The sequence below is a fragment of the Paraburkholderia sp. BR13444 genome (assembly GCF_040948755.1).
Taxonomy (GTDB): Bacteria; Pseudomonadota; Gammaproteobacteria; order Burkholderiales; family Burkholderiaceae; genus Paraburkholderia; species Paraburkholderia youngii.
Window position 1 is genome coordinate 195,989 of sequence record NZ_JBFPKM010000003.1, and the last position, 20,137, is coordinate 216,125.

The window sequence follows — 20,137 nt, forward strand, 5'->3', positions numbered from 1 at the left end:
CAAATGGGTAGCCGGGTAGATGCAGTGCAGGCCCTGTTCAACCTGCGGCTAACGCCGCCCGGTGCGGCCCCATACATAGCGCACCCATCGCTGCCAGCGGCTTTGCGGTGGAGCGGGCGCGTGGCGCGCAGTCTGCGCTTCGCGGTCGCGCTGGACGGACTTCTGCACCTGTTCGTGGATCTGCCTCAAGCTCATGCCGCCTGGGCCTTTGAGCTTGTCGGGATCGTCATCGGGATCGTCTGTCATCAGAGTCGCCTGTGTGTGAAGAGGCGACTTGATCTTGATACAGATGCCAGGCAGCAGCAAGTTGGACGCGGATCGCCGACCGGTGCGCGGTCCAACGGGCCTTGCCCGCATGCCGTTCGTGAAGTAGATTTTTCTAATGAGGTTCGAGCCGGGAGGGACGGCCATGGAACTGAGTGTGGAACGTGTCGAGGTTTGGGCAGCTACCATCGACGACAAACCGGGAGGTCTTGCAAAAGTCTTAAGCGTCTTGCGGGATGCTGGTGCCGACTTGCAGTTCATCGTGGCGCGTCGCACGCCAGAGGCATCGGGTAAAGGAGTCGTGTTCGTCGCTCCGCTACAGGGAGACAGTGCGACGCGCGCCGCCACCCAGGCGGGATTCAGCGTCACCCCGAGCCTTCACTCCATCCGTGTAATGGGTCTGGACCAGTTGGGCATCATCGCGCAATTGAGCCAGATGCTGGCGGATGGCGGGATCAATCTGCGCGGCGTCTCGGCCGCTGTGCTTGGCACGCAATTCATCGCTTATCTCGCGCTCGACTCGCTGGACGACGCCGAAAAGGCGATTGACCTTCTACAAAGGGCCTGAAGTACCCGTGCTGGACTGCGGACCGGCTTGGCTCTTGCTGGCAGCGAATCCCAATGCCGGTAGGGAGGTCGGCAGGGATGAAGACACCGACGACCACAAGGCGGGTGCTTTGGGCGCTCTCGCTTTGCATTATTGCGACTTGCATCGCCGTTGGCGGGGTATTGCTGTTCGAGCTGTTGGTGGTCGGCCGTGCGGTCAGCGATTTCCGCCGGGACACGGCTATAGCGCAGGTGGGCATCGGACGTGGCGAGCCGGCTACGGTCGAGGAACGCATGAACCCGCCCTATCTGAAGCGGTACGGCCTGGACCGCAACCTTTATAAGGACATTCACGGAAACTTTTCGCCAACCGGCGCCGACTGGCGGCAATGGGGGCTGCGAACCAAGGTCGCAGCCACGGTGATGTGGCTGGGTCACGATCCACCGGGAACCTGGTGGACCTACGTTCAGATCAGGTGTGTTGATCGGTTTCCTGAAGCTCACGCCGACAGCGAGCCGATCGTCGATGTTGCCGACGCTTGCCTCGGCGAACCGCATTGATCGACGCGCAGGCTTTCAACGACCCGTTCCTTGTCCCGCTGGTCATTTGTGATCATCGGAACGGCCAGCACCGAGTGCCTCGAGCAACGGCCGCAGCGCATTCAGTTCCGCACCGAAGCCGCTCCAGTCTTCCGCCTTCAGTCGCTCGATCGCGCGGTCATAGTGAGCAAGTGCCTCTCGCGCGCGAGCATCCACTGTGCCCCGGGATGGCGATGCCGCTCGCGCGGTCTCCTGGAAAAGCGCCGCCAGCGCTTGATCCAGCGTGTCCTCCATCACCACACGGTCGCCATAGGCGGCAATTACTCTCTTCATCTCCGGCAACTGACCGGAGGCCGCGCGCAAATAGAGCGGAGAAACGTAGAGGATCGAGTTCTCGATCGGCACGACTACAAGATGACCGCGAATGACGCGTGAGCCCATCTGGTTCCACAGCGAAATCTGCTGCGAGATCTCGGTATTCTGCTGAATGCGCGCTTCGATCTGAAACGGCCCGTAGACCAGCTTGTCCTTCGGAAAGGTATACACGATGAGCTTGCCGTACCCGGGCTGATCGCAGCGCGCCGCGAGCCAGGCAATCATGTTCTCCCGCTGGCTCGGCACCATCGGCAGCATCAGGATGAACTCGGCGCGCGGGTCGCCGGGGAGTCGCATGATCGTGTAATACGGCGGCATCGTGCTGGCGGAGCTCCCGCCATCCATGCCGACCAGCTCCTGAGGAAACTGCCACAGATCCTCGCGGTTGTAGAACACTTCCGGCGCATCCATGTGATACGCGCGATAGAGCTGCGCCTGGATCAGGAACAGGTCTTCGGGGTAGCGGATATGCTGCCGTTGCCCCGCTGGCATCGCGTCCAAAGGCTTGAACATAGCGGGGAAGATGCGCTCGTAGGTGCGCAGGAGCGGATCGGCGGGATCGCTGACGTAGAAATCGACCGTGCCGTTATACGCGTCGATCACGACCTTGACCGCGTTTCGAATGTAATTGGCGTTGTCGCCGAAACCGGGCCGGGAGTAAGGAAACCACTGGCTGACGGTGTAGGCGTCCTGTATCCAGAACAGGCGCCCATCGCTTGCGACGACATACGGGTCATGGTCGAGAGTCAGGAACGGCGCGATCGTACGCACGCGGTCCTGAATGTTGCGGTGAAGCAGTATCCGGCTCTGATCCGTGATATAGCCGCTCAGCAAAATGTTCGGATCGTCGAGCTGCCAGGCAAAGAGACTGCGGCGTCCCACACCGCCGAGCGCGACGCCGTCGCGCCCGCTATACCTCGTGTACGCATTGGTCGGCCTGCGGGGATAGTCGAACTCAGCTACATTGCCGTTCACGATCACATAGTCCTGCCGGCCTTCACTGAAATAGAGACGTGGTTCGCGAATCGCCGGCCCGCCGCTGGAGACGGGCGGAATATCGTGCAGATAGAAAGACGGTAAGCCTTCAGTGGATTTCTCGGTGACTGGCGACATCACGACGCCGATGCCGTGAGTAAAGATAAGGTGCAGGTTCACCCACGTTTGGGCGTTGGACGGCAGCATCGCCGGTTCCAGTTCTCGCGCCGACAGCACCACCTGCCTGTATCCGCTATCGAGCTGATAGCGGTCGATGTCCACCGAAAGAAATTTGTAGTAAGTCCTGATCTCCTGCAGCTGTGCGTAAGTGTCCATCAGCGGTGGCACATCCCAAAGCCGGATGTTGTCGATGGTCGCCCGATTGGCCTGCAGCGAGTCGAGCGTCAATCCCTGCTCGGCCTCGAACGGCTTGACCTCGATATTTGCAAGGCCGTACGCCTGGCGCGTTAGCGCGATCGTATGTTCGATATAGGGTGTTTCCAGTTTCAGCTCGCTCGGCTTGACATAGAAGCGCTGAAACAGCGAAGGATAGATCTCGGCGAACACAATCGAACTGCCGAATACGAGAAGTGCGAGAGCGACGGGCTGCAGATGGCTGCGCTGGCGCATGTTGATCCAAACAGCAACCGACGAGGCGGCTCCAAGGCCGACAAGCATCCACAGGACCGGCAACTCGACGTGGACATCGGTATAGCTCGCGCCGACCACGACGCCGTTGTCGCCATAGAGCAGCAGGAAGCGGTCGAGCCACCACGACCATGCCTTCACCGCAAAGAACAAACCGAGCAGTGCCGAGCCATGAGTGATGGCGGCGGCCGACAGCGTGCGTGGTGGCCGCTCCAGCGCAATGTCGCCGCGCAACGCGTACACAGCACCTGCCACGACCGCGCTCCAGAACACTAGCTGCAGCAGCCAGTTCTTCAGAGCGACATACGCGGGGAGCGAGAAAAGATAAAAGCCGATATCCCTGTCGAAAATCGGATCGCGCTCGCCAAAAGGCACCTGATAAATGAAGCGAAGCGCGATGTCCCAGCTCGAAACTTCGCTAGCGGCGATAACCAGCCCCAGGACGACCGCGGCGCAGGCAATACTGGCGCGCCAGGGAACGTGCGGCGCGATCAGTTCGGACAGTTCGACGGCAACCTCGCTCGCATGCGACGGATCGCCCGCTTGCGCTCGCAAGACATCGACACGCCTCGCGTAACGATGCGCCAACATCCCCGACACCCAGATCGCGCACGCCGAGATTGCGAACACCGTCGCAAAGAGCAGCACCCGCGCGGAAAGGATGGTCCAGAAAACGCCACCATAGCCGACCGAAGAGAACCACAGCCAGTCGACGAGGACGCCGGTGATGCGTCCGACGACGATCAGGGCAACGACGACGGCCGCCACCGTGATTGCATAACGTCTCAGACGCACGCCGGACTTCACTTCCGACCGCATAGTCCCTCCTGTGCTGAGCGTCGCCGATGCACTGCTGCGGTTGTGATGCTGGTTTGGATGGGCGGGTCAGACAGCTTGAATTATTGTAGGAGCCACAGTCAGAATACTAGTGACCCCACTTTCTACTTGCTATCGAGTCTGCGGGACCGTGGCTATGACGGCGGCATACCCTTTGCTGCAATGAAACGGTTCAGTTCATTTCACGAAAAGGGGACCCCTACCATGAAGCTCTACTATTCGCCAGGTGCCTGCAGCCTCGCCGACCATATCGCAATGCATGAGGCCGGCCTCACTTTCGACAGGGTTCGCGTCGATTTGAAGTCGAAGGAGACGGAAACGGGGGAGCAGTTCAACCAGATCAATCCAAAGAGCTACGTCCCAACCCTCGAGATGGATGACGGTCAGCGGCTTACCGAGAATATCGCGATTCTTTCGTGGGTCGCACAGCGCAAGCCTGCCCTTGCGCCCAATAGCGAACCCGGCAACCTGCGCCTGCTCGAGATGCTCGCGTTCATTTCGACAGAAATCCACAAGCAGTTCGGCCGTGTTTTCAAGCCCACTTCGGATGCTGAAGCAACGGCAGCGCGTGAGAAGCTCGGTCAACGCTTTCAGTTGATCGCCACCATGTTCAAGGGCGATTACCTGTTCGGCAGCGAAGCGAGTGTGGCGGACGCCTATTTGTTCACCATGCTGCTCTGGGCTCAAAAGGTGGGTATCGAAGTGCCTGAGAAATTGCGAACCTTTGCCGAACGGATGCGCGCGCGTCCGGCCGTCCAGCTTGCGATGAAGCACGAGGGACTGGAATGATGAAGCACCGATCGTCGCCGCGCCCGCCAGGCAAACGCGGCGCGACGAAAACCATCCGGTCCTCGCCGCGCGCGTCACGTCTTGCCATTCACTCGACGACGAGCGTCGCTTTCAACGCAACCGCTCATGCACGCGTTCAACGCAGTTCGCGATGAAATAGCGCGAGTCCGCTGTCGCCTGAATGCGCAAAATGCCGTAGAACGCAGTCAGCAGTTCGATGAACTCATTGACCGCGTTATCGCGCGCCGCGTCAGCTCGGATAGCTGATCGTCAGGATGAAGCGGCGCCGCAATTCAGCGGTGACATAAAAAACGCTGGCTGCGAGCGGCAAATCAACGAAAAGAGGCCAGAAAAATGGCCTTTTCGCGATGCAAATGCGCGCAGATGATCGATAGAATTTTCTATAGCGCGTTACGCACCATGACGCGTGCGATATCTGTGGGATCGCGTTCCCACAGCGGATTTTCAGTTGATTCAGCATGACACGGCTCGCACGGCACTACGTCCCCGAACAACCGCAACACGTAATCTTGCAGGGAATCGTGGGCCCTGCATTTCTGGACGAAGGAGACTACCTGTACTTCCTCGCCTGTCTGGCAGACGCCGCGCGGGTCGCCGATCTGGCAGTCCACGCGTGGGTGCTCATGCCTGACGCGGTCCAGTTGCTCGTCACGCCTTCATACGAATCGAGCGTGGCCATGGCGATGCAGGCAGTGTGCCGTCGCTATGTCGAGACCTTCAACCGCCGCCATGGACGCCGCGGTGCGGTGTGGCGTGGCGGGTACCGGGCGACGGTGATCGAGCCCGAACGGTATTTCCTGCTCACGAGCCAGGTCATCGATCAGGCGCCGGTGCGCAACCGCCTTGTTGCCGACCCGGCAAACTACCAGTGGTCGAGCTGCGCGCATCACATCGGGCAGCGTGTGGATAGCTTCATCAAGGATCACGCGCTATACCGGGCGCTCGGCAATACGCCGTTGGAGCGCCAACAGGCTTACCGCGATCTGGGCGCACGGCCGCTTGACGAATGCGAGGTCGAGAACCTGATGCAGTCGACGCTCAACGGCTGGGTGCTCGGCAGCGCCGCGTATTGCGAGTGGGCGGCGCGGACAGCCAATCGGCGTTTGATGCCACTACTGCTGCGCGACCGCCCGTCCACGGTTCGCACGACACGCGCGCTCGCACACGCGGGCTAAGCAAAGGAGAAACGAAACGGAATTCAGTCTTTCTGCCGTCCGGCCATTTCCGTGGGCTTTCTGCACTCGTCGACAATGAGCCCGCCTTTGCCGATTCGCAAATTGCGCGTATCGACGCATGTCAGCGCAATACCCGTGCTGCCCCTTACATACAATTGGGAGGTCATCTTCTACGATCAGGTGGTGACTGAATGCACGGCTTATTTTTTCAACGCAACAGGCAGTCGGTCCCGCAGCAGTCAACGCAATTGGCAAGTGTCGGTGGAATATATTCCTTCAACCATTGCAGCATCACGGTTTAAACCGTGAACCACGATGGAGGCAGCCATGCGCAGAAGAAGCTTCTTACAAACAGGTGCCGCGGTTCTGGCAGTCGCGGGTGTGGCGCTGAGCGGCTCCGCGGTCACGATGAGTGACGCCGTTGCCGCCGAATCCAACGCGTCGAAGCGGCAGGTCATCGATGCCAAGGTCAACGAGACCCTGTCGCGGCTGTTCGAGACGGTCAAAGGTTCAAGAGAACTCGTCGACAAGGCGAACGGCGTACTCGTGTTCCCGTCCGTGCTCAAGGTCGGCTTCATCGCGGGTGGCCAATACGGTGAAGGCGCTTTGCGGGTGCACGGGAAATCGGTCGGCTACTTCAAGACGATATCCGGGTCGTTCGGCTTGCAGGCGGGCGCGCAGTCGAAGGCCATGATCTTTCTGTTCATGACGCAAGAGGCGCTCGACAGCTTTCGCAAATCCAACGGATGGTCGGTCGGTGGCGAAGGTTCGGTCGCGCTCGTGAAGATCGGAGCGAACGGCACGATCGATACGACAACGGCCACCGAACCCGTCCAGGCGATCGTGCTGACGAATTCAGGTCTGATGGCTGACGTGTCGCTGGCCGGCACCAAGGTTTCTCGACTGAAAATCTGACGACATTGCTTGCAGCGTTTGTCTGACAGGGCCTTGCGCTCGTCGCGCAAGGCCCCGCATTTCACGCGCAACACATCGCGGCGCGCATCTGTGCGAACCCCTCCCGATAGCGAGCGGCGAGGTATGCGGCCGTCCGCCCCAGCAACACCCGGTCGATCGTCAGAGCATCGAGCATTGCTTCCGAAAGCGCCTCGATCCCGACGCTGCCCGGCACGGCCGCTGGCTCCCACGTCGCGGCAAACGCGGACTGTTTCGTCGTGTCATGCGCGCGCGCCGGATGAACGAAATTCACCCGCGGCACACCGAACGCCATCGCGACGATTCGTCCATGCAGGCTGCTTCCCGCATAGGCCGTGGCATCCGCGATCAGTGCGCAGATGTCCCATATCTCCAGCGATCGGAAGAGTTGCGTACGTGAGACCTTCATCCGCGCCGCAATCCGTTCGTAGCACGCCATATCGTCATGCCAAGGCGCGGCACCCGCTCGAAAAAACACAATACCAAGCCCGCTCTCGTTCGACACGCGATCGAGCTCGCGCGCTAGCACACCGAGCGTTGTATCGTCGCCGAAGTCCGCACTGAACTGCACGGCGATATATCCATCGGGAAACGTCCGCTGCAAGTTCGCCACGCCGCTCGGCTCCTTGTGCGCGAGAATGGTCGCGCCGAACAGCTCGGCCACCATCACCGCCGGGTCCGGCACGAGCCGCGCGAGAATGCCAGCCGCGGCGAGCCCGTTCTGCGTGTTGACGTCGCGCACGCTGACGTCGTCGGCTTGCGTGAGCTTCGACAGGACTTCTGCTCGCATGCAGGGGTCCAGCCGCTCGACATCGACGCCGCCAACCGCTTGATAAATGACGCTCGACGCCAAGGGAAACATCTCACGAGACGCCATGTAGGGGGCAAGCGCATCGAGGCCCGTCAGCGCACGTGCCCACGAGCGTCGCTCATCGTGAGGTGCATCCAGTCGCGCGATGATCTTTTGTGCCTCGTCCCGCGGCAGCAGCATCACCGCCGCCTCCCAGTCGCCGCAAGTCAGGATCTCGCCGCCTGCGTGCACGATATGCACGCGATCCTTGCCGCGTTCGGCAGCCAATTGCGCGAGCGCCTGTACAGCGTGGCCACCGTAGACGCGCAGGTCGCGCTGCGCGAGCCCGGCGAAGATCACGCGCTCGCACGCAAGCAGTTTTGCCACGACATGAGGGAACAGCAGGTCACCCAGGTTGTGGCGATCGAAGGCGCCGAACAGCACTACCGCATCATGCTTTCCAGTGTCTCGCATCATGATTTGCGACCGACCCTCTGCGAAGGGCGGCTACGGTGCTCACCGGCTTCCGCTGCGGCGCCACCTGGCGTCGCATTGGCCGGAGCCCGCCGCTTGTCGCGCCATTCTTCCACTTGCCAGGCAATCAGCCCAGGCAGAAAGACGATGATGTCACGAAAACGGCGCGCACCCGCGAGCGCGAGGCAAAGCTGCGGAGGAAAACCAAGCACCGTACCGATCAGCAGAAATCCACCTTCCTGAACGCCGAGCGCGCCAGGCACAAAGAACGCGACGCTGCTGAGCGCCTGGATCAGCGACTGCAGCACGAGTGCCTGAAGGAAACTTGCTTTGGCCGACAGAAAATAGAACGCGAGCCACAGCTCGAGCGCGGTCGCGATGCATTGGAGTGATTGCCAGACGAGCAGGTAACGGATGATCACACCGGGCTGATGCCAGAGGTCGCTAATCGACTGATCGATGCGCACCGACTCGCCGACGAGCGAGCGGAATTTGCCGCTGGTGATGCGATTGAACAGCTTCGTCAGACGGGCGAACGGACTCGCTCGCTGCACGAACGAAAACGCCAGAAGCAGAACCGCCAGAATGGCGATGCCGCCTCCGAGCCTGGCTGCGAGGTGCAACGCCGTGGCGCCGGCATGGGCGATCAGATAGCCGATGGCCGCAATGGCGAACAGCATTTCGCTGATCAGCGTCAGTTGGAGATCGACGACGAGGCTCGCCATGGCGGGGGCCGGCTCCATGCCCCATTTGCGCATCATGCGAAAGGTCACGACTTCGCCGCCCACTCGTGCGACCGGCAACATGCCGTTCACGGACTCCCGAATCCAGACGAGGCGCAGTACGGCGAACAGATTCGGGCGGAGCGGGCCGCGCATCAGCATCTGCCAATTCCTCGCGTTGGCGAGCATCGGCAGAACATGGACCATCCCTGCAAGCGCGAGCCCGGCGCCGGCTGCGCGCATCAAACCGAGCACCTTTTGCGCGTCGACGTGCCAGACGAGCCAGACCGCGATCGCCAGGCCGGCAAGTGCGGCAACCCGGGCGAGATATTTCATAAACTGGTGGCAGCGTCCTGTCGGATGTTTTCAGGTATCGAACCGCGAGCCTCGGTTCGAGCTGCCGCATAATTCGTTCCCCGCGCCGGGAGAATGCTGTGTTATTTGCTGTCTGGCACCAGTCAACGGACCCTTGCGAACGCACGCAGCACAGCGTCGCCACGCGGCGTCACGTGAGGAAGCCGGAAGCCCGAGCCAGCTGGCTCATTCGTGATCAACTGCAGTTCGCGCAGCGCGCCAAGCTCTGCCCGATCCAGATCGATTCGTTCAGGCGCATTCTTCAACAGCAGCAGCGTGGCCACTTCGTGCGGGCTCAACATATCGCTTACCTCGCGGCGGGAAGGAACGACGGGTGACCAGATCCGGCCACGGCTGCATCCGCAGCACGCGAGAACCGGACCCGGCAGGATGTGTGGAAGCTTGTCGTCTATCGGGTCGACGAGCGGCGTGCGCGAGGCGGACTTCGGCGTTCCGGCGTGTCAGGGGTCGCCTTTGCAACGCGTTCGAGAATGGCGCGGACCATTTCCCCTACGTCTGCTTCGGCGACGGACTCGCCGTCCCGCTGCTCCTGCGGCGACACGATGTCCTCGCTCAGCGTCGGGTCGACGCCCGTTGCGCAGGCCGGCTGCTCAGCGGAGATTGGGCCCTCGTGGGACTCATGCGCGTCGTCGTGATTGCTAACGGCGCGGCACGGCGTGATGGTTTCCGACGCGATATCCATCCAGCCGCGCGTGTAATCGGCGAACTGCAGGACGAGCCAAGGCATCACATCGGCCTGGCGTCTGATCAACTGTTCAGGTGTCTGGGCGCGCCATACGCTTTCCCAGTGCAGCGCGGCACCTGTGACCGCGGACCTGCACGTGTCGACGTTCAATCTCATCAGCGCGCAAAAGCCGGCGACGAACTGGTTCGGCAGTTGCGACACGTCGGTCGGAACGGATAGGGCAAATGGCATCTGTTTTGGGCTGCTCACGGGATATCTCTCAAGTTCTCGCGGACACGGTGATCGCTGCCACTGCGATTCGTGAATGTCGTTCCCACGCCGGGCCGTCGGTCGGGCAGACGGTCTGAAGCCGTCTTAGAGCAGTCATTCTAACTTTGTTAAGTCGGATTCCAATTTTCGAGAGCCAGGGAGTTTCCCCAATATGTGGGAAATGCGCGCCTATGATGAGCGGGCGAGACGCGAGGGAGTCAACCGGAATTGCGAGCGACGGGCGACGAGGCGAGTGCCAGATACTTGCGCCTGGCATCGAGGTTCGAGAGGGAATTTGCGGTCGATGAACCGCAAGGAGCGGCGCGGCTTAATGCACGGTTCCGAAGAACAGTTGCGCACCCTCCTCCGGGGTCAACCCCGCGGCGAAATAGGCCTCGAGGCGCATGGCCTTTGCATCGTCGAGCAGAAAAGGCGGCCGTACGAGGCCCGCTGCGACGGCATGGTCATACCATCGGCTTATCCACGCCCGCAATTCGATTTCACTCGCCGATAGCACTTCCATGCGATGTTCTCCCACACCAGGTGTACCCGCGCGACGGGTTCGTTCGAAAGCATTGGTCCAGCTTCATCGACTACTCGCGGATCAAGCCGTGCCTGATCGCATAACGGATCACCTCCGCGTTATTCGAAAGACCCAGCTTTTGCATTAGCCGCATCTTGTGGGTGCTGATCGTCTTGGCGCTGAGCGAGCACGCTTCCGCGATGTCATTGATGCTCCGGCCGCTCGCGATCAGCTGTAGCACCTGAAACTCCCGATCCGTCAGGACTTCGTGCGGCGGCACGTCTCCCGCATGCTTTTCAAAGACCATCGCGTCGACCAGTTTCGGGTCGATGAAGCGTCCGCCGTCGGCGAGCTTACGGATTGCCGCCAGCAATACGTCCGGATCGCTGTCCTTGGTCACGTAACCGGTCGCGCCTGCCCTCAGCGCGCGCGACGCCACCTGCGCCTCGTTGTGAATGCTGAGCACGAGCAGCGGCAACCCTGGTCGGTCCGAGCGCACGCGTCGGATCAGATCGACGCCGCTGATGCCGGGCATCGTCATGTCGAGCAACAGCAGATCGATGTCACAGCTGCGAAGTTTGTCGATCACCTCGGAGCCGTGGCCAGCCTCCTCCACCACGATCATGTCCGCGGTAGTTGCGATGATCTGCTTGAGGCCGCCGCGCACGATCGCGTGATCGTCGGCGATGAGGATCTTGATCATGTCCCGAATCCGAACTCGTGCGTGAGGCGCCCGATTGGTGAAGCCTTGGTCCGATCATCTCGCATTCGCAGGATTCGCGGCCGGCAAGTTGCGCCCGGCTAGGTGACCAGCGAAAACGTCACCGGGGTTTCTGCCCGATCGACCAGTTCGTCGAGCCGGTCGACGAGTTGATCGAGCGCCACGAACGTGCCGGCATCGAAACCTTCCGCATGATCGCGGCGCAATTCCTTCAACGTCTGCTGCAAACGTCGTATCGCGACAGGACGGGTATCGCGCAACGGCCAGCAAAACAGCAGGTATGTCAGCGGTGTCAGGCTGCGCGCCTCGCACCACGTTTCGAACAGGCGCTGGCAAATTCTGTCGATCTCTTGCAAGCGCCTGCGTCGGTCCAGAAAGTCCGCAATCATTTTGCACATCGCCTTTCGATCTTCGCAAGCCTCACCGATGATGGATGAACGGGCGCTAGCGCACAGTCGTCGGCGGCTGCAAATGACTACGGCAAAGCCTGATCCGGGCGTCAGGAAATCCTGAATCACCCGACACGCGCGGAAGTAAGCGGCCGCTGAAATGTCGCCAGCGCTGCCCATTACAATGGTTGCTATCCAAGAGACGAATGCGACCGCCATGCACCTTTCTTCGAGCCGCCGAGCGCAAAAACGAACCGCACAGCCAGCCTGGATCGCCGCATGTGTCGCGCTCCTGTTGTTGCCGCTCCCCCTTCTTGCCCAGGACGAAAATCCCGGTATCGCCTTTTCCACGAGCGAGCCCGGCGCATCGCTGCCCGCTGGCTGGAAGAACCTGCCGGTGGTGCGCGGCAAGCCCATCACGCAATACACGCTGGTTCACGACGACCACACCACGGTGCTGCAGGCGGACGCGAACCGCTCCGCTTCTGCGTTGATGCACGAAGGGAATATCGACCTCGCGCGCACCCCCGTCGTGGCATGGCGTTGGAAAGCGGATGGGCCGATCGCGGGCGCCGATAACCGCGTCGCGTCGAAGGAAGACGCGCCAGCGCGGCTGATGTTCATGTTCGACGGCGACAAGAGCAAGCTGTCGATGTTCGACCGGGCGAAGATGGGGCTGGCCAAACAACTGAGCGGCGAAGACCTGCCCTATGCGACGTTGATGTACGTCTGGTCGACCAACGCGGCGCCGGGCACCGTCATTGCCAACCCCCGCACGAACCGCGTGCAGATGATCGTGGTCTCCGGTCAGCCCGGCGATGCGGGTCGGTGGCAAAGTCTGCGCCGCAATATCGTGCAAGACTACGAGCGGGTCTTTCACGAACCGCCAGGACGAATCACGGGCTATGGGCTGCTCACCGATACCGACAATACCGCTACCACGACACGCGCCTGGTACGGGGATGTCCAGTTCCTTCCCGGGCCTTGATAACCCGGTGCCGTCGAACTGATCGAGCCGGTCGGCGTGACGCGGCTGGCTCGGGTCCCGAACCGATTCCCCGACCCTGTCCGGGTGTGGCATAACACGTGCTGCCAGATCATATTCTTCAGGATCGAATCGCATGAATCATTCGAAACCCGACGACTACCGAGCCCCAGACGACGCGCAAGCCGGTCCATCCATGCCTGACGACTGGGCCCAGCGATGGATCGACTCCGTCATCGACTATGCGGTCATCGGACTTTCGCCGGAAGGCATCATCCGTACCTGGAACGTCGGCGGCGAGAAAATTCATGGCTTTCTGGCTGACGAAGTCATCGGGCAGCGCTTCGACATTTTCCACACGCAGGACGACCGCGACAAAGGCAGCGCCGCTGCGTTGCTCGATATCGCCCGCAGCACCGGCCGCTCCGAGTCCGAAGGCTGGCGCATCCGCAAGGACGGATCACGGTTCTGGGCCAATGTCGTGATCACCGCTCTGACCGACGACACAGGGCGTGTGCTCGGCTTCGGCAAGATCGTGCGCGACATGACGGACAAGAAGACCGCGCACGATGCCGTCGTCGAGAGCGAACGGCGCTTTCGCATGCTCGTGAACGGAGTGACGGACTACGCGATTTTCATGCTTTCTCCCGCCGGGATCGTCACGAACTGGAACGCCGGCGCTCGCCGGATCAACGGGTATAGCGCCGAGGAAATCATCGGCTCGCACATGTCGCGCTTCTACACACCCGAGGATGCCGCGGCCGACCTGCCGCAACGGGGACTGTCGATCGCAGCCAGCGAGGGACGGTTCGAAGCCGAAGGGTGGCGGGTGCGCAAGGACGGCCGGCGCTTCTGGGCGCACGTGGTGATCGATGCAATCCGTGACGAAGATGGGGCGCTGGTCGGCTTTGCGAAAATCACGCGCGACATCACCGAGCGTATGGAAGCCAGCCGGATGCTGGAGGACACGCGCAAGGCGCTGTTCCAGTCGCAAAAGATGGAGGCAGTCGGCAAACTGACGGGCGGCGTTGCTCACGATTTCAACAATGTGCTGCAAATCCTGCGCGGCAATCTGGAATTGCTCGACAGCCGGCATTCCCGCGACGAATGGACTCGCGAGCGCGTGGCAAAAGCGATAACAGCGGTCGAGCGCGGCTCGAAACTCGCGTCGCAACTGCTCGCGTTCGGACGGCGGCAACCGCTACGGCCGGTCGTCATCAACCTGGCCTCCGCGCTTCGCGGCATGGACGATCTGCTGCGCCGGGCTCTCGACGAGACGATCGACGTGGAAACGGTCGTCGCCGGCGGCTTGTGGAACACCCTCGTCGATATCCATCAGCTGGAAAACGTGATCCTCAATCTGGCGATCAACGCACGGGACGCGATGTCCGAGGGCGGCAAGCTGACGATGGAGCTCTCCAATGCGATGCTGGACGACGAGTACGTCGCCTCGGTGCCGGACATCCAGGCTGGCCAGTACGTGCTGCTGGCCGTCACCGACACCGGCACAGGCATGCCGCCGGACGTGGTGGATCGCGCGTTCGATCCTTTCTTTACGACGAAACCGGAGGGACGAGGGACGGGTCTCGGGCTCAGCATGGCATACGGCTTCGTCAAGCAGAGCGGCGGCCATATCAAGATTTACAGCGAGGTCGGGCACGGCACGACGGTCAAACTGTATCTGCCCCGCTCGGACCGGCCGGCAGTCGAACTGCCGCCACGCGTCACACCGGCCCCCAAGGGAGGATCGGAAACGATCCTCGTCGTGGAAGACGACAGGAACGTGCAATCGACCGCCCTCGACACGCTCTCGGACCTCGGCTACCGGGTCCTGAAAGCCGACGCCGCGGAGGAAGCGCTCGCCGTATTGCGCAGCGGCGTCCATATCGATCTGGTTTTTTCCGATGTCGTGATGCCGGGTCCGCTCCGCAGCACGGACATGGTCGCTCAGGGTCTGCGGCTGCTGCCGCATCTGAAGGTCCTTTTCACGTCGGGCTATACGCAGAACGCGATCGTCCATGGCGGCAGGCTCGACCCGGGCGTCGACCTGCTCAGCAAGCCGTACAGCCGCGAGCAGCTTGCGCGTAAGATCCGTCAGGTGCTCGATGTCGGCGACCCCGTGCGTAGCAACACTTCGCGCGATGCGGCGCCCGGCGCCCCGGTCGCCCCTTTGCGTATCCTGCTGGTCGACGACGACGTGAACCTGGCTCAAGCGACCAACGAACTGATCGGCTTGCTTGGGCATTCGGGAAAATTCACGACGTCGCCGCGTGAGGCGCTCGAGTGGCTGGCAAATGAACCCTTCGACGTGCTGATCACGGACCTGCGGATGCCGGATATCGACGGTATCGAACTGGCGAAGCAGGCGACCGCGCGAGCGCCTTCACTCCATGTCGTGTTTGCGTCGGGATACGCAAACCCGCAATTGCCATCGATGCCATTTCGCTGGACCGCATTGAGCAAACCGTTCACCATCGACGAACTCGCAAGCGTGCTGGCCGGCGTTCGTCAGCGGAAATGACTGCATTTCCGCTCACCGGCGCGTCGTCGGGAGCCTCTCGCTATCTGACCTGGTCGCCCCGCCGGTCGACAGCGTAGCGCCGGCAGTGCTCCAGATATTCCGCTTCGTTTGCGACGGTCAATTCGACCATGCTGCGCCACAGCCACGATGGCGCCTTGATCGATTTGGGCCAACTTGCCTGCAGATCGCCCAGCCAGGCTTTACGAGTCGAGGCATCCATCTGCTGCGCATGGGCCTGCCCGATCACGAGCGCAAGGAAATGGGCTGCCTTAACGGCATCAGCTTCGGTGAGCCGGTCCGCGTCGAACTTGAGATCCTGCGGCATCAGTTGGCGGATCACGACCGCCGCTCCGTTCAGACGCGCAGCGCGCATGCGGTCGCCGAGCCGGGGAGTCACATGCCGGGCACCTTCGGCTACGCGCTTTGCGTTGTCGCGGGGCATCGGGGCCCCAACGTGTGCCGGCGCGGCAGCGGTGGCGGCTTCCTTGATGTCGACAAGACAGGGGGGCCCGCCAGCAGAACATTCTCCATCGATGTCCAGCAACACCGCGTAGCGGCGGCGCCCCAAAGAACTGCACCCCTTGACCCAGAACGCCGCGTCCAGCACCTCGATTTTCGCGTCGCCTGTTGTCGCCGGGCCCAGCACCTCTGCCATCGCCAGGTCCGACTGCGGCGCGAAGAGGGATCGAACCGCCTGCGCTTCTTCTTCCGACAGCGGCCAGAAACGCTTGCCCAGAGGAATGTACGGCGCCGCGCCGTCGATCGTTTGCCGGCCCAGCTTGCGCCACGACTGGTGCAGTGCCCTTTTCATCGCGACCTGCACGACTGCCGGCCGTTGCGCCCGCTTCGTCTCGTTGCTGCGGGTGTCGTCGAAGGCCTGTTGGTAGCCGTCGATGAGCGCTTCCGCCATGCAGCTGGTGATTACGCCCGGCAAGTCCGCGCTGCGCGCGGCGGTGGCCAGCGACAGTCCCAGCCGAAGCAGGTCGTGCACAGGATTGCCGATCACGCATTGATCCAGATCCCTGATCTGGACTGCCACGTGACCCGCTGCATCCGCGACCGGGCCGAGATTCCCGAGATGACAGTCGCCACAAATCCACACCGGCGGACCATCGGGCAACGCGCCGGGAGGCTGGCTGTCGAGCCACGCATAAAAGCGCCTGGCGCCTCCGCGTACGTAGTCGTATGCCGTGCGAGCCATTTTGTGCCGGCGAAGCTCTGCCAGTAAAGGCGCCCGATGGTCAGGAGCCGGAAAATTTTTTGAGAACGCCTTTTTCACGACAGTGCTCCTCGCTACAACGGCCATCTGCCACAACCGCGTAGCTAAAACCGTGCCGCACCTGTCTTCAGCGGGCCGCGCGCCCATAGCCGCGATCGTCAAGCCGAACGAACAGGCCGACAATCTCCCGGGTGGGTATGCTGGCTGACAAAGTCTCGATCTTGATCGGAGTAAACCATCGGCATTGGGCGATTTCATTGCCGGGCTCAGGTGATATGTCGCGCGCGAACTCGGCCAGGAAAACATGATGCCGCTTGTTGAGCCCGCCAAACTGGAACAGATACGTCAGGTGGACCTCGACCACGTTCGTTTCTTCCTCCAGTTCGCGCCGAGCAGCGTCCAGCGGGGTTTCGAGCCGCTTTATCGTGCCACCGGGCAGCGACCAGCGCGAGCGCGAGCGAGCGACCAGGAGCAGCTTGCTGTCGCGCACGCATAGGATTGTGGATCGATCTTTCATTTTTGAGTTGCGGGCATTCAGTCGTGGGAGCCGATCGCAGCACGACGAGCAAGCAGCGTGCGCGCTGACTCGGTAAGTCACTGGCAGGCCACGAGGTTGTTCGACCCAGAGAAAGCTAAATACAATGCGATGCATGGCCCGAAGCACCGTCAAAATCAAGCCGGCTCGTGTCTTCGACTCCTTTGCGGATGGCCCGCGGGGACGAAGTGCGAGCTGCGCCAATCTGAGCGAGCACGCATGCGGAACCCCCACGAGCCGATAGCTGCCTGGCTCCGAGGCGCACTTCGGACGCCGACGCTCAGCGGCTCGTTGCTCGCGCTCGTGTTCTGGTGGCAGTCACTGACGCCAACGCTGATTCCGCGGTCGTGGGTAACGCAAACCGTCGTCGGTGCGTTTTGTCTGGCCATCGGCTACGGGGTAGGCACATTGGCTGGCTGCGGGGTGCATCGGCTGCTGCAGCGATGGGGGCGCGTGCCCGGCAGCGAGAGCCGCCGGCGCATAGCAATCGTTCTGGCGGCGGCGTGGCTCATTGCACTGTTCGCTGGCGCGAAGCTATGGCTCGGCTGGCAGAACGAGCAACGTAGTTTCATGGGGATGACAACCATCGGCTGGTTGGATGGCGTGCTGATGAGCGCGGTGTCGCCGTTGGCGGCGGTGCTGCTGGTGGTCATCGGGCGAGTCGCGGCCCGTGGTGTCGCCGCAGTCAACCGGGTGATCCTGCGCCACGTCCCGTCGATCGTGTCGGTGCCAGCAACAGCGCTCTTCATCATCGTGATTGGCATCGCGCTCGGTCGCGGAGTGTTTTTTCCCGCCCTCGCCACGGGCTCCGATCTCGTCCACGAGCCGAGGAACGAGAACACGACCGAAGGAACCCTGTCCCCCACGTCGCCCACGGTGTCCGGCAGCAGCATGTCGTTGGTCGCATGGGACAGCTTGGGACGCATGGGGCGCGACTTCGTGGCAACGGCGACAAACAGGCAAGAACTTGCGAAGTTCCACGGATCAGATGCGAGGCTGGTCGATCCGGTGAGAGTCTACGTGGGGGTGCGTTCTGCGGACTCCCTCGAACAGCGCGCGCGGATTGCGGTCCGCGAGCTCGAGCGAGCGGGCGGATTCGACCGCAAAGTGCTGGTCGTGTGGATACCCACCGGCACGGGCTGGATCGTGCCCCAAGCCGCCGCCTCGCTCGAGGAACTGCACGGTGGCGACACGGCGATCGTGGCGATTCAATACTCTTTCCTGCCTAGCCGCTACGCCATCTTCGTGGACGCTGGGCTCGCGGACGAAGCTGGTATCACGCTCTTCAACGCCGTTCGCGCCCGCTGGTCGACGCTCCCACCGCAAAAGCGGCCGAAGCTCGTTCTGTTCGGCAAGAGCCTCGGCGCCGCGGGAGTGGAAGCGCCTTTCGTGGGAGCGGACGCATCCGCATCGGTGGCCAATATGGTGGCCGCGACCGATGGCGTGCTGATCGCCGGCGCCAAACAAAGCAACCTCATCCATGCGCAGCTCACTCGCGAGCGCGATCGCGGGTCGCCCTTCTGGCAGCCGATCTTCGATGGGGGGCGTGTCGTACGGTTCCTGAATCGCGATCCGCACCAGGTGGCACTGAATGCGGACTGGCCGGCCCCGCGAATCGTGTACCTTCAGCATCCGGCCGATCCGGCTGTCTTCTGGAGCGTCAGAGCATTCTGGTGGCCGCCAGAATGGATGGCTCCGCCTCGCGGCTTCGACATGCCTCGCGCGATGCATTGGTTTCCGATCGTCTCGGGCGTGCAGGCGGTGGGCGATCAGATTCATCAGCTCGCCGTGCCGCCGGGTTTTGGTCACAACTACTCTTCGGAGGATTACGTCAGCGGCTGGGCCAGCGTGGTGCCGCCCGACGGCTGGACGAAGGCCGACACCGAACGACTCGCCCGTTTCCTCGACAACGTTGCTGGCGACGAAACAGAGCCGTGACCGGGCAGAAGGCGAACAGCCTGGAGCGGCGCTAACGCCACGCCTGGGTGAACTCGCCGATGACCCGCGTCAGATGCGCCTGCATCGCCGTGCGCGCAGCGGCCGCGTCTCGCGCCATGATCGCCGAGAAGATGCGCTGATGCTCATCCTGTGAAGCCGCCCGCAATGCGGGAGTGTGGAAGTGCTCCTCGATCTTTTTCCACAGCGGGTCGGCGCGGGAGTTGTCCCACATCGCGGTCACCACGAGCCGGAGCATTTCGTTTCCCGTCGCCCGCGCAATTGCCAAATGGAAATCACGGTCAGCGGCCTCGTTCGCCGCTTTGTCATGCATGTTTTCGCGCATCGCGCGTAACGCGGCGAACAGCCGGTCCAGGTCTGAATCTTTGCGTTCGGTAGCGGCTAACGCGGCGATCCCGCTTTCGATCACCACCCGCGCGCGCAGCGTCTCGATCGGGCCTAGCCCGCGCGGCAGTTTGAACATGGCGGAGCGCGGGTCCGGCGCGTCTGCCACATAGATGCCCGAGCCGACACGAACCTCGACCACGCCCTGCACTTCCAGCGCGATGATCGCCTCCCTCACCTGTGTGCGGCTCACGCCAAAGCGTTCGGCCAGCGTGCGCTCGGAAGGCAGGCGCGCACGCGGCCCGACGTCGCCGGCGGCGATCAGATCGTAGATCTGCTTCGCGAGTCCGACATAGGAACGGTCGGTCGCGTCCTCATCGGCACCGCGGCCGTTCGGCATGTGTGAAAGCTCGTCCATTCAGGATTCCCGAAAGCTTCGAAGCGGCCAAAGGATCGGTTCGAGTTCGACAAAATGGTACACCAATTGACGGATCAGGCCGCCACGGGCCCGGCGCCACTTTTGTTGGCCTCGAGCCGATTCAGCAGGGGTTTCAGACTGTTCGAGT

General features: G+C 62.2%; 21 protein-coding genes. 8 read left to right on the forward strand and 13 right to left on the reverse strand.

What is annotated here, in order from left to right; translation table 11 throughout:
• Positions 1–48: 48 nt before the first annotated feature.
• Positions 49–246: a hypothetical protein gene (locus AB3X95_RS09850; protein ID WP_368621206.1), complete on the reverse strand. Its 198-nt coding sequence runs from the start codon at positions 244–246 to the stop codon at positions 49–51.
• A 163-nt stretch (positions 247–409) separates the two neighbouring features.
• On the opposite strand from AB3X95_RS09850, the gene AB3X95_RS09855 reads away from it, so the two are divergent.
• Together AB3X95_RS09855 and AB3X95_RS09860 are read left to right on the forward strand one after the other, a co-directional pair.
• On the forward strand, positions 410–832 hold the full coding sequence (locus AB3X95_RS09855; RefSeq protein WP_176111182.1) for an ACT domain-containing protein: 423 nt from the start codon (positions 410–412) through the stop codon (positions 830–832).
• A 77-nt stretch (positions 833–909) separates the two neighbouring features.
• Complete coding sequence (locus AB3X95_RS09860) at positions 910–1,371, forward strand: hypothetical protein (RefSeq protein WP_176366549.1); 462 nt, start codon at positions 910–912, stop codon at positions 1,369–1,371.
• A 42-nt stretch (positions 1,372–1,413) separates the two neighbouring features.
• Here AB3X95_RS09860 and AB3X95_RS09865 read toward each other — a convergent pair whose 3' ends face one another.
• A complete protein-coding gene (locus AB3X95_RS09865; RefSeq protein ID WP_368621207.1) occupies positions 1,414–4,167 on the reverse strand; it encodes a UPF0182 family protein in 2,754 nt (917 codons plus the stop codon).
• A gap of 222 nt (positions 4,168–4,389) precedes the next feature.
• Between AB3X95_RS09865 and AB3X95_RS09870 the strand changes: the two genes are divergently transcribed.
• Positions 4,390–4,974, forward strand: coding sequence for a glutathione binding-like protein (locus AB3X95_RS09870; RefSeq protein WP_368621208.1), 585 nt, complete (start codon positions 4,390–4,392; stop codon positions 4,972–4,974).
• Between the two features lie 250 nt (positions 4,975–5,224).
• Here AB3X95_RS09870 and AB3X95_RS09875 read toward each other — a convergent pair whose 3' ends face one another.
• Complete coding sequence (locus AB3X95_RS09875; protein WP_368621209.1) at positions 5,225–5,455, reverse strand: hypothetical protein; 231 nt, start codon at positions 5,453–5,455, stop codon at positions 5,225–5,227.
• Between AB3X95_RS09875 and AB3X95_RS09880 the strand changes: the two genes are divergently transcribed.
• Together AB3X95_RS09880 and AB3X95_RS09885 are read left to right on the forward strand one after the other, a co-directional pair.
• Positions 5,454–6,170: a transposase gene (locus AB3X95_RS09880; RefSeq protein WP_368621210.1), complete on the forward strand. Its 717-nt coding sequence runs from the start codon at positions 5,454–5,456 to the stop codon at positions 6,168–6,170. The genes AB3X95_RS09875 and AB3X95_RS09880 overlap by 2 nt on opposite strands.
• Positions 6,171–6,497: 327 nt before the next feature.
• On the forward strand, positions 6,498–7,085 hold the full coding sequence (locus AB3X95_RS09885) for a YSC84-related protein (RefSeq protein ID WP_368621211.1): 588 nt from the start codon (positions 6,498–6,500) through the stop codon (positions 7,083–7,085).
• A 61-nt stretch (positions 7,086–7,146) separates the two neighbouring features.
• Here AB3X95_RS09885 and AB3X95_RS09890 read toward each other — a convergent pair whose 3' ends face one another.
• The 7 genes from AB3X95_RS09890 to AB3X95_RS09920 all read right to left on the reverse strand — a co-directional run bounded on the left by AB3X95_RS09890 (position 7,147) and on the right by AB3X95_RS09920 (position 12,211).
• Entirely contained in the window at positions 7,147–8,370 is a 1,224-nt protein-coding gene (locus AB3X95_RS09890; protein ID WP_368621212.1) for a polysaccharide pyruvyl transferase family protein, read from the reverse strand.
• The gene (locus tag AB3X95_RS09895; protein ID WP_368621213.1) at positions 8,367–9,425 is read right to left on the reverse strand and encodes a lysylphosphatidylglycerol synthase domain-containing protein; all 1,059 of its coding nucleotides are present in this window, start codon (positions 9,423–9,425) and stop codon (positions 8,367–8,369) included. The genes AB3X95_RS09890 and AB3X95_RS09895 overlap by 4 nt, the downstream gene beginning before the upstream one ends.
• Positions 9,426–9,547: 122 nt before the next feature.
• Positions 9,548–9,745 (reverse strand): hypothetical protein, encoded by a 198-nt coding sequence (locus tag AB3X95_RS09900; protein WP_368621214.1) that lies wholly within the window; start codon positions 9,743–9,745, stop codon positions 9,548–9,550.
• A 107-nt stretch (positions 9,746–9,852) separates the two neighbouring features.
• Positions 9,853–10,398 (reverse strand): phasin family protein, encoded by a 546-nt coding sequence (locus tag AB3X95_RS09905; protein ID WP_368621215.1) that lies wholly within the window; start codon positions 10,396–10,398, stop codon positions 9,853–9,855.
• Between the two features lie 328 nt (positions 10,399–10,726).
• Positions 10,727–10,921 (reverse strand): hypothetical protein, encoded by a 195-nt coding sequence (locus AB3X95_RS09910; protein WP_176122018.1) that lies wholly within the window; start codon positions 10,919–10,921, stop codon positions 10,727–10,729.
• A gap of 70 nt (positions 10,922–10,991) precedes the next feature.
• Positions 10,992–11,624 carry a response regulator transcription factor gene (locus AB3X95_RS09915; protein WP_176366556.1) on the reverse strand — a complete coding sequence of 211 codons (633 nt, stop codon included), beginning with the start codon at positions 11,622–11,624 and terminating at the stop codon, positions 10,992–10,994.
• A 98-nt stretch (positions 11,625–11,722) separates the two neighbouring features.
• The gene (locus AB3X95_RS09920) at positions 11,723–12,211 is read right to left on the reverse strand and encodes a hypothetical protein (protein ID WP_260332329.1); all 489 of its coding nucleotides are present in this window, start codon (positions 12,209–12,211) and stop codon (positions 11,723–11,725) included.
• A gap of 37 nt (positions 12,212–12,248) precedes the next feature.
• On the opposite strand from AB3X95_RS09920, the gene AB3X95_RS09925 reads away from it, so the two are divergent.
• Both AB3X95_RS09925 and AB3X95_RS09930 read left to right on the forward strand, forming a co-directional pair.
• Positions 12,249–13,019 carry a DUF3047 domain-containing protein gene (locus AB3X95_RS09925; RefSeq protein ID WP_184227547.1) on the forward strand — a complete coding sequence of 257 codons (771 nt, stop codon included), beginning with the start codon at positions 12,249–12,251 and terminating at the stop codon, positions 13,017–13,019.
• 193 nt (positions 13,020–13,212) lie between these two features.
• Entirely contained in the window at positions 13,213–15,537 is a 2,325-nt protein-coding gene (locus tag AB3X95_RS09930; RefSeq protein WP_368621480.1) for a PAS domain S-box protein, read from the forward strand.
• A gap of 40 nt (positions 15,538–15,577) precedes the next feature.
• Here AB3X95_RS09930 and AB3X95_RS09935 read toward each other — a convergent pair whose 3' ends face one another.
• Together AB3X95_RS09935 and AB3X95_RS09940 are read right to left on the reverse strand one after the other, a co-directional pair.
• A complete protein-coding gene (locus AB3X95_RS09935) occupies positions 15,578–16,843 on the reverse strand; it encodes a DUF2252 family protein (protein ID WP_368621216.1) in 1,266 nt (421 codons plus the stop codon).
• A 40-nt stretch (positions 16,844–16,883) separates the two neighbouring features.
• Positions 16,884–17,273, reverse strand: a complete 390-nt coding sequence (locus tag AB3X95_RS09940; protein WP_184227549.1) for an NUDIX hydrolase — start codon at positions 17,271–17,273, stop codon at positions 16,884–16,886.
• A gap of 309 nt (positions 17,274–17,582) precedes the next feature.
• On the opposite strand from AB3X95_RS09940, the gene AB3X95_RS09945 reads away from it, so the two are divergent.
• Entirely contained in the window at positions 17,583–19,229 is a 1,647-nt protein-coding gene (locus tag AB3X95_RS09945) for an alpha/beta-hydrolase family protein (protein ID WP_368621217.1), read from the forward strand.
• A 31-nt stretch (positions 19,230–19,260) separates the two neighbouring features.
• Here AB3X95_RS09945 and AB3X95_RS09950 read toward each other — a convergent pair whose 3' ends face one another.
• Positions 19,261–19,989 (reverse strand): FadR/GntR family transcriptional regulator, encoded by a 729-nt coding sequence (locus tag AB3X95_RS09950; RefSeq protein ID WP_368621218.1) that lies wholly within the window; start codon positions 19,987–19,989, stop codon positions 19,261–19,263.
• Positions 19,990–20,137: the final 148 nt, after the last annotated feature.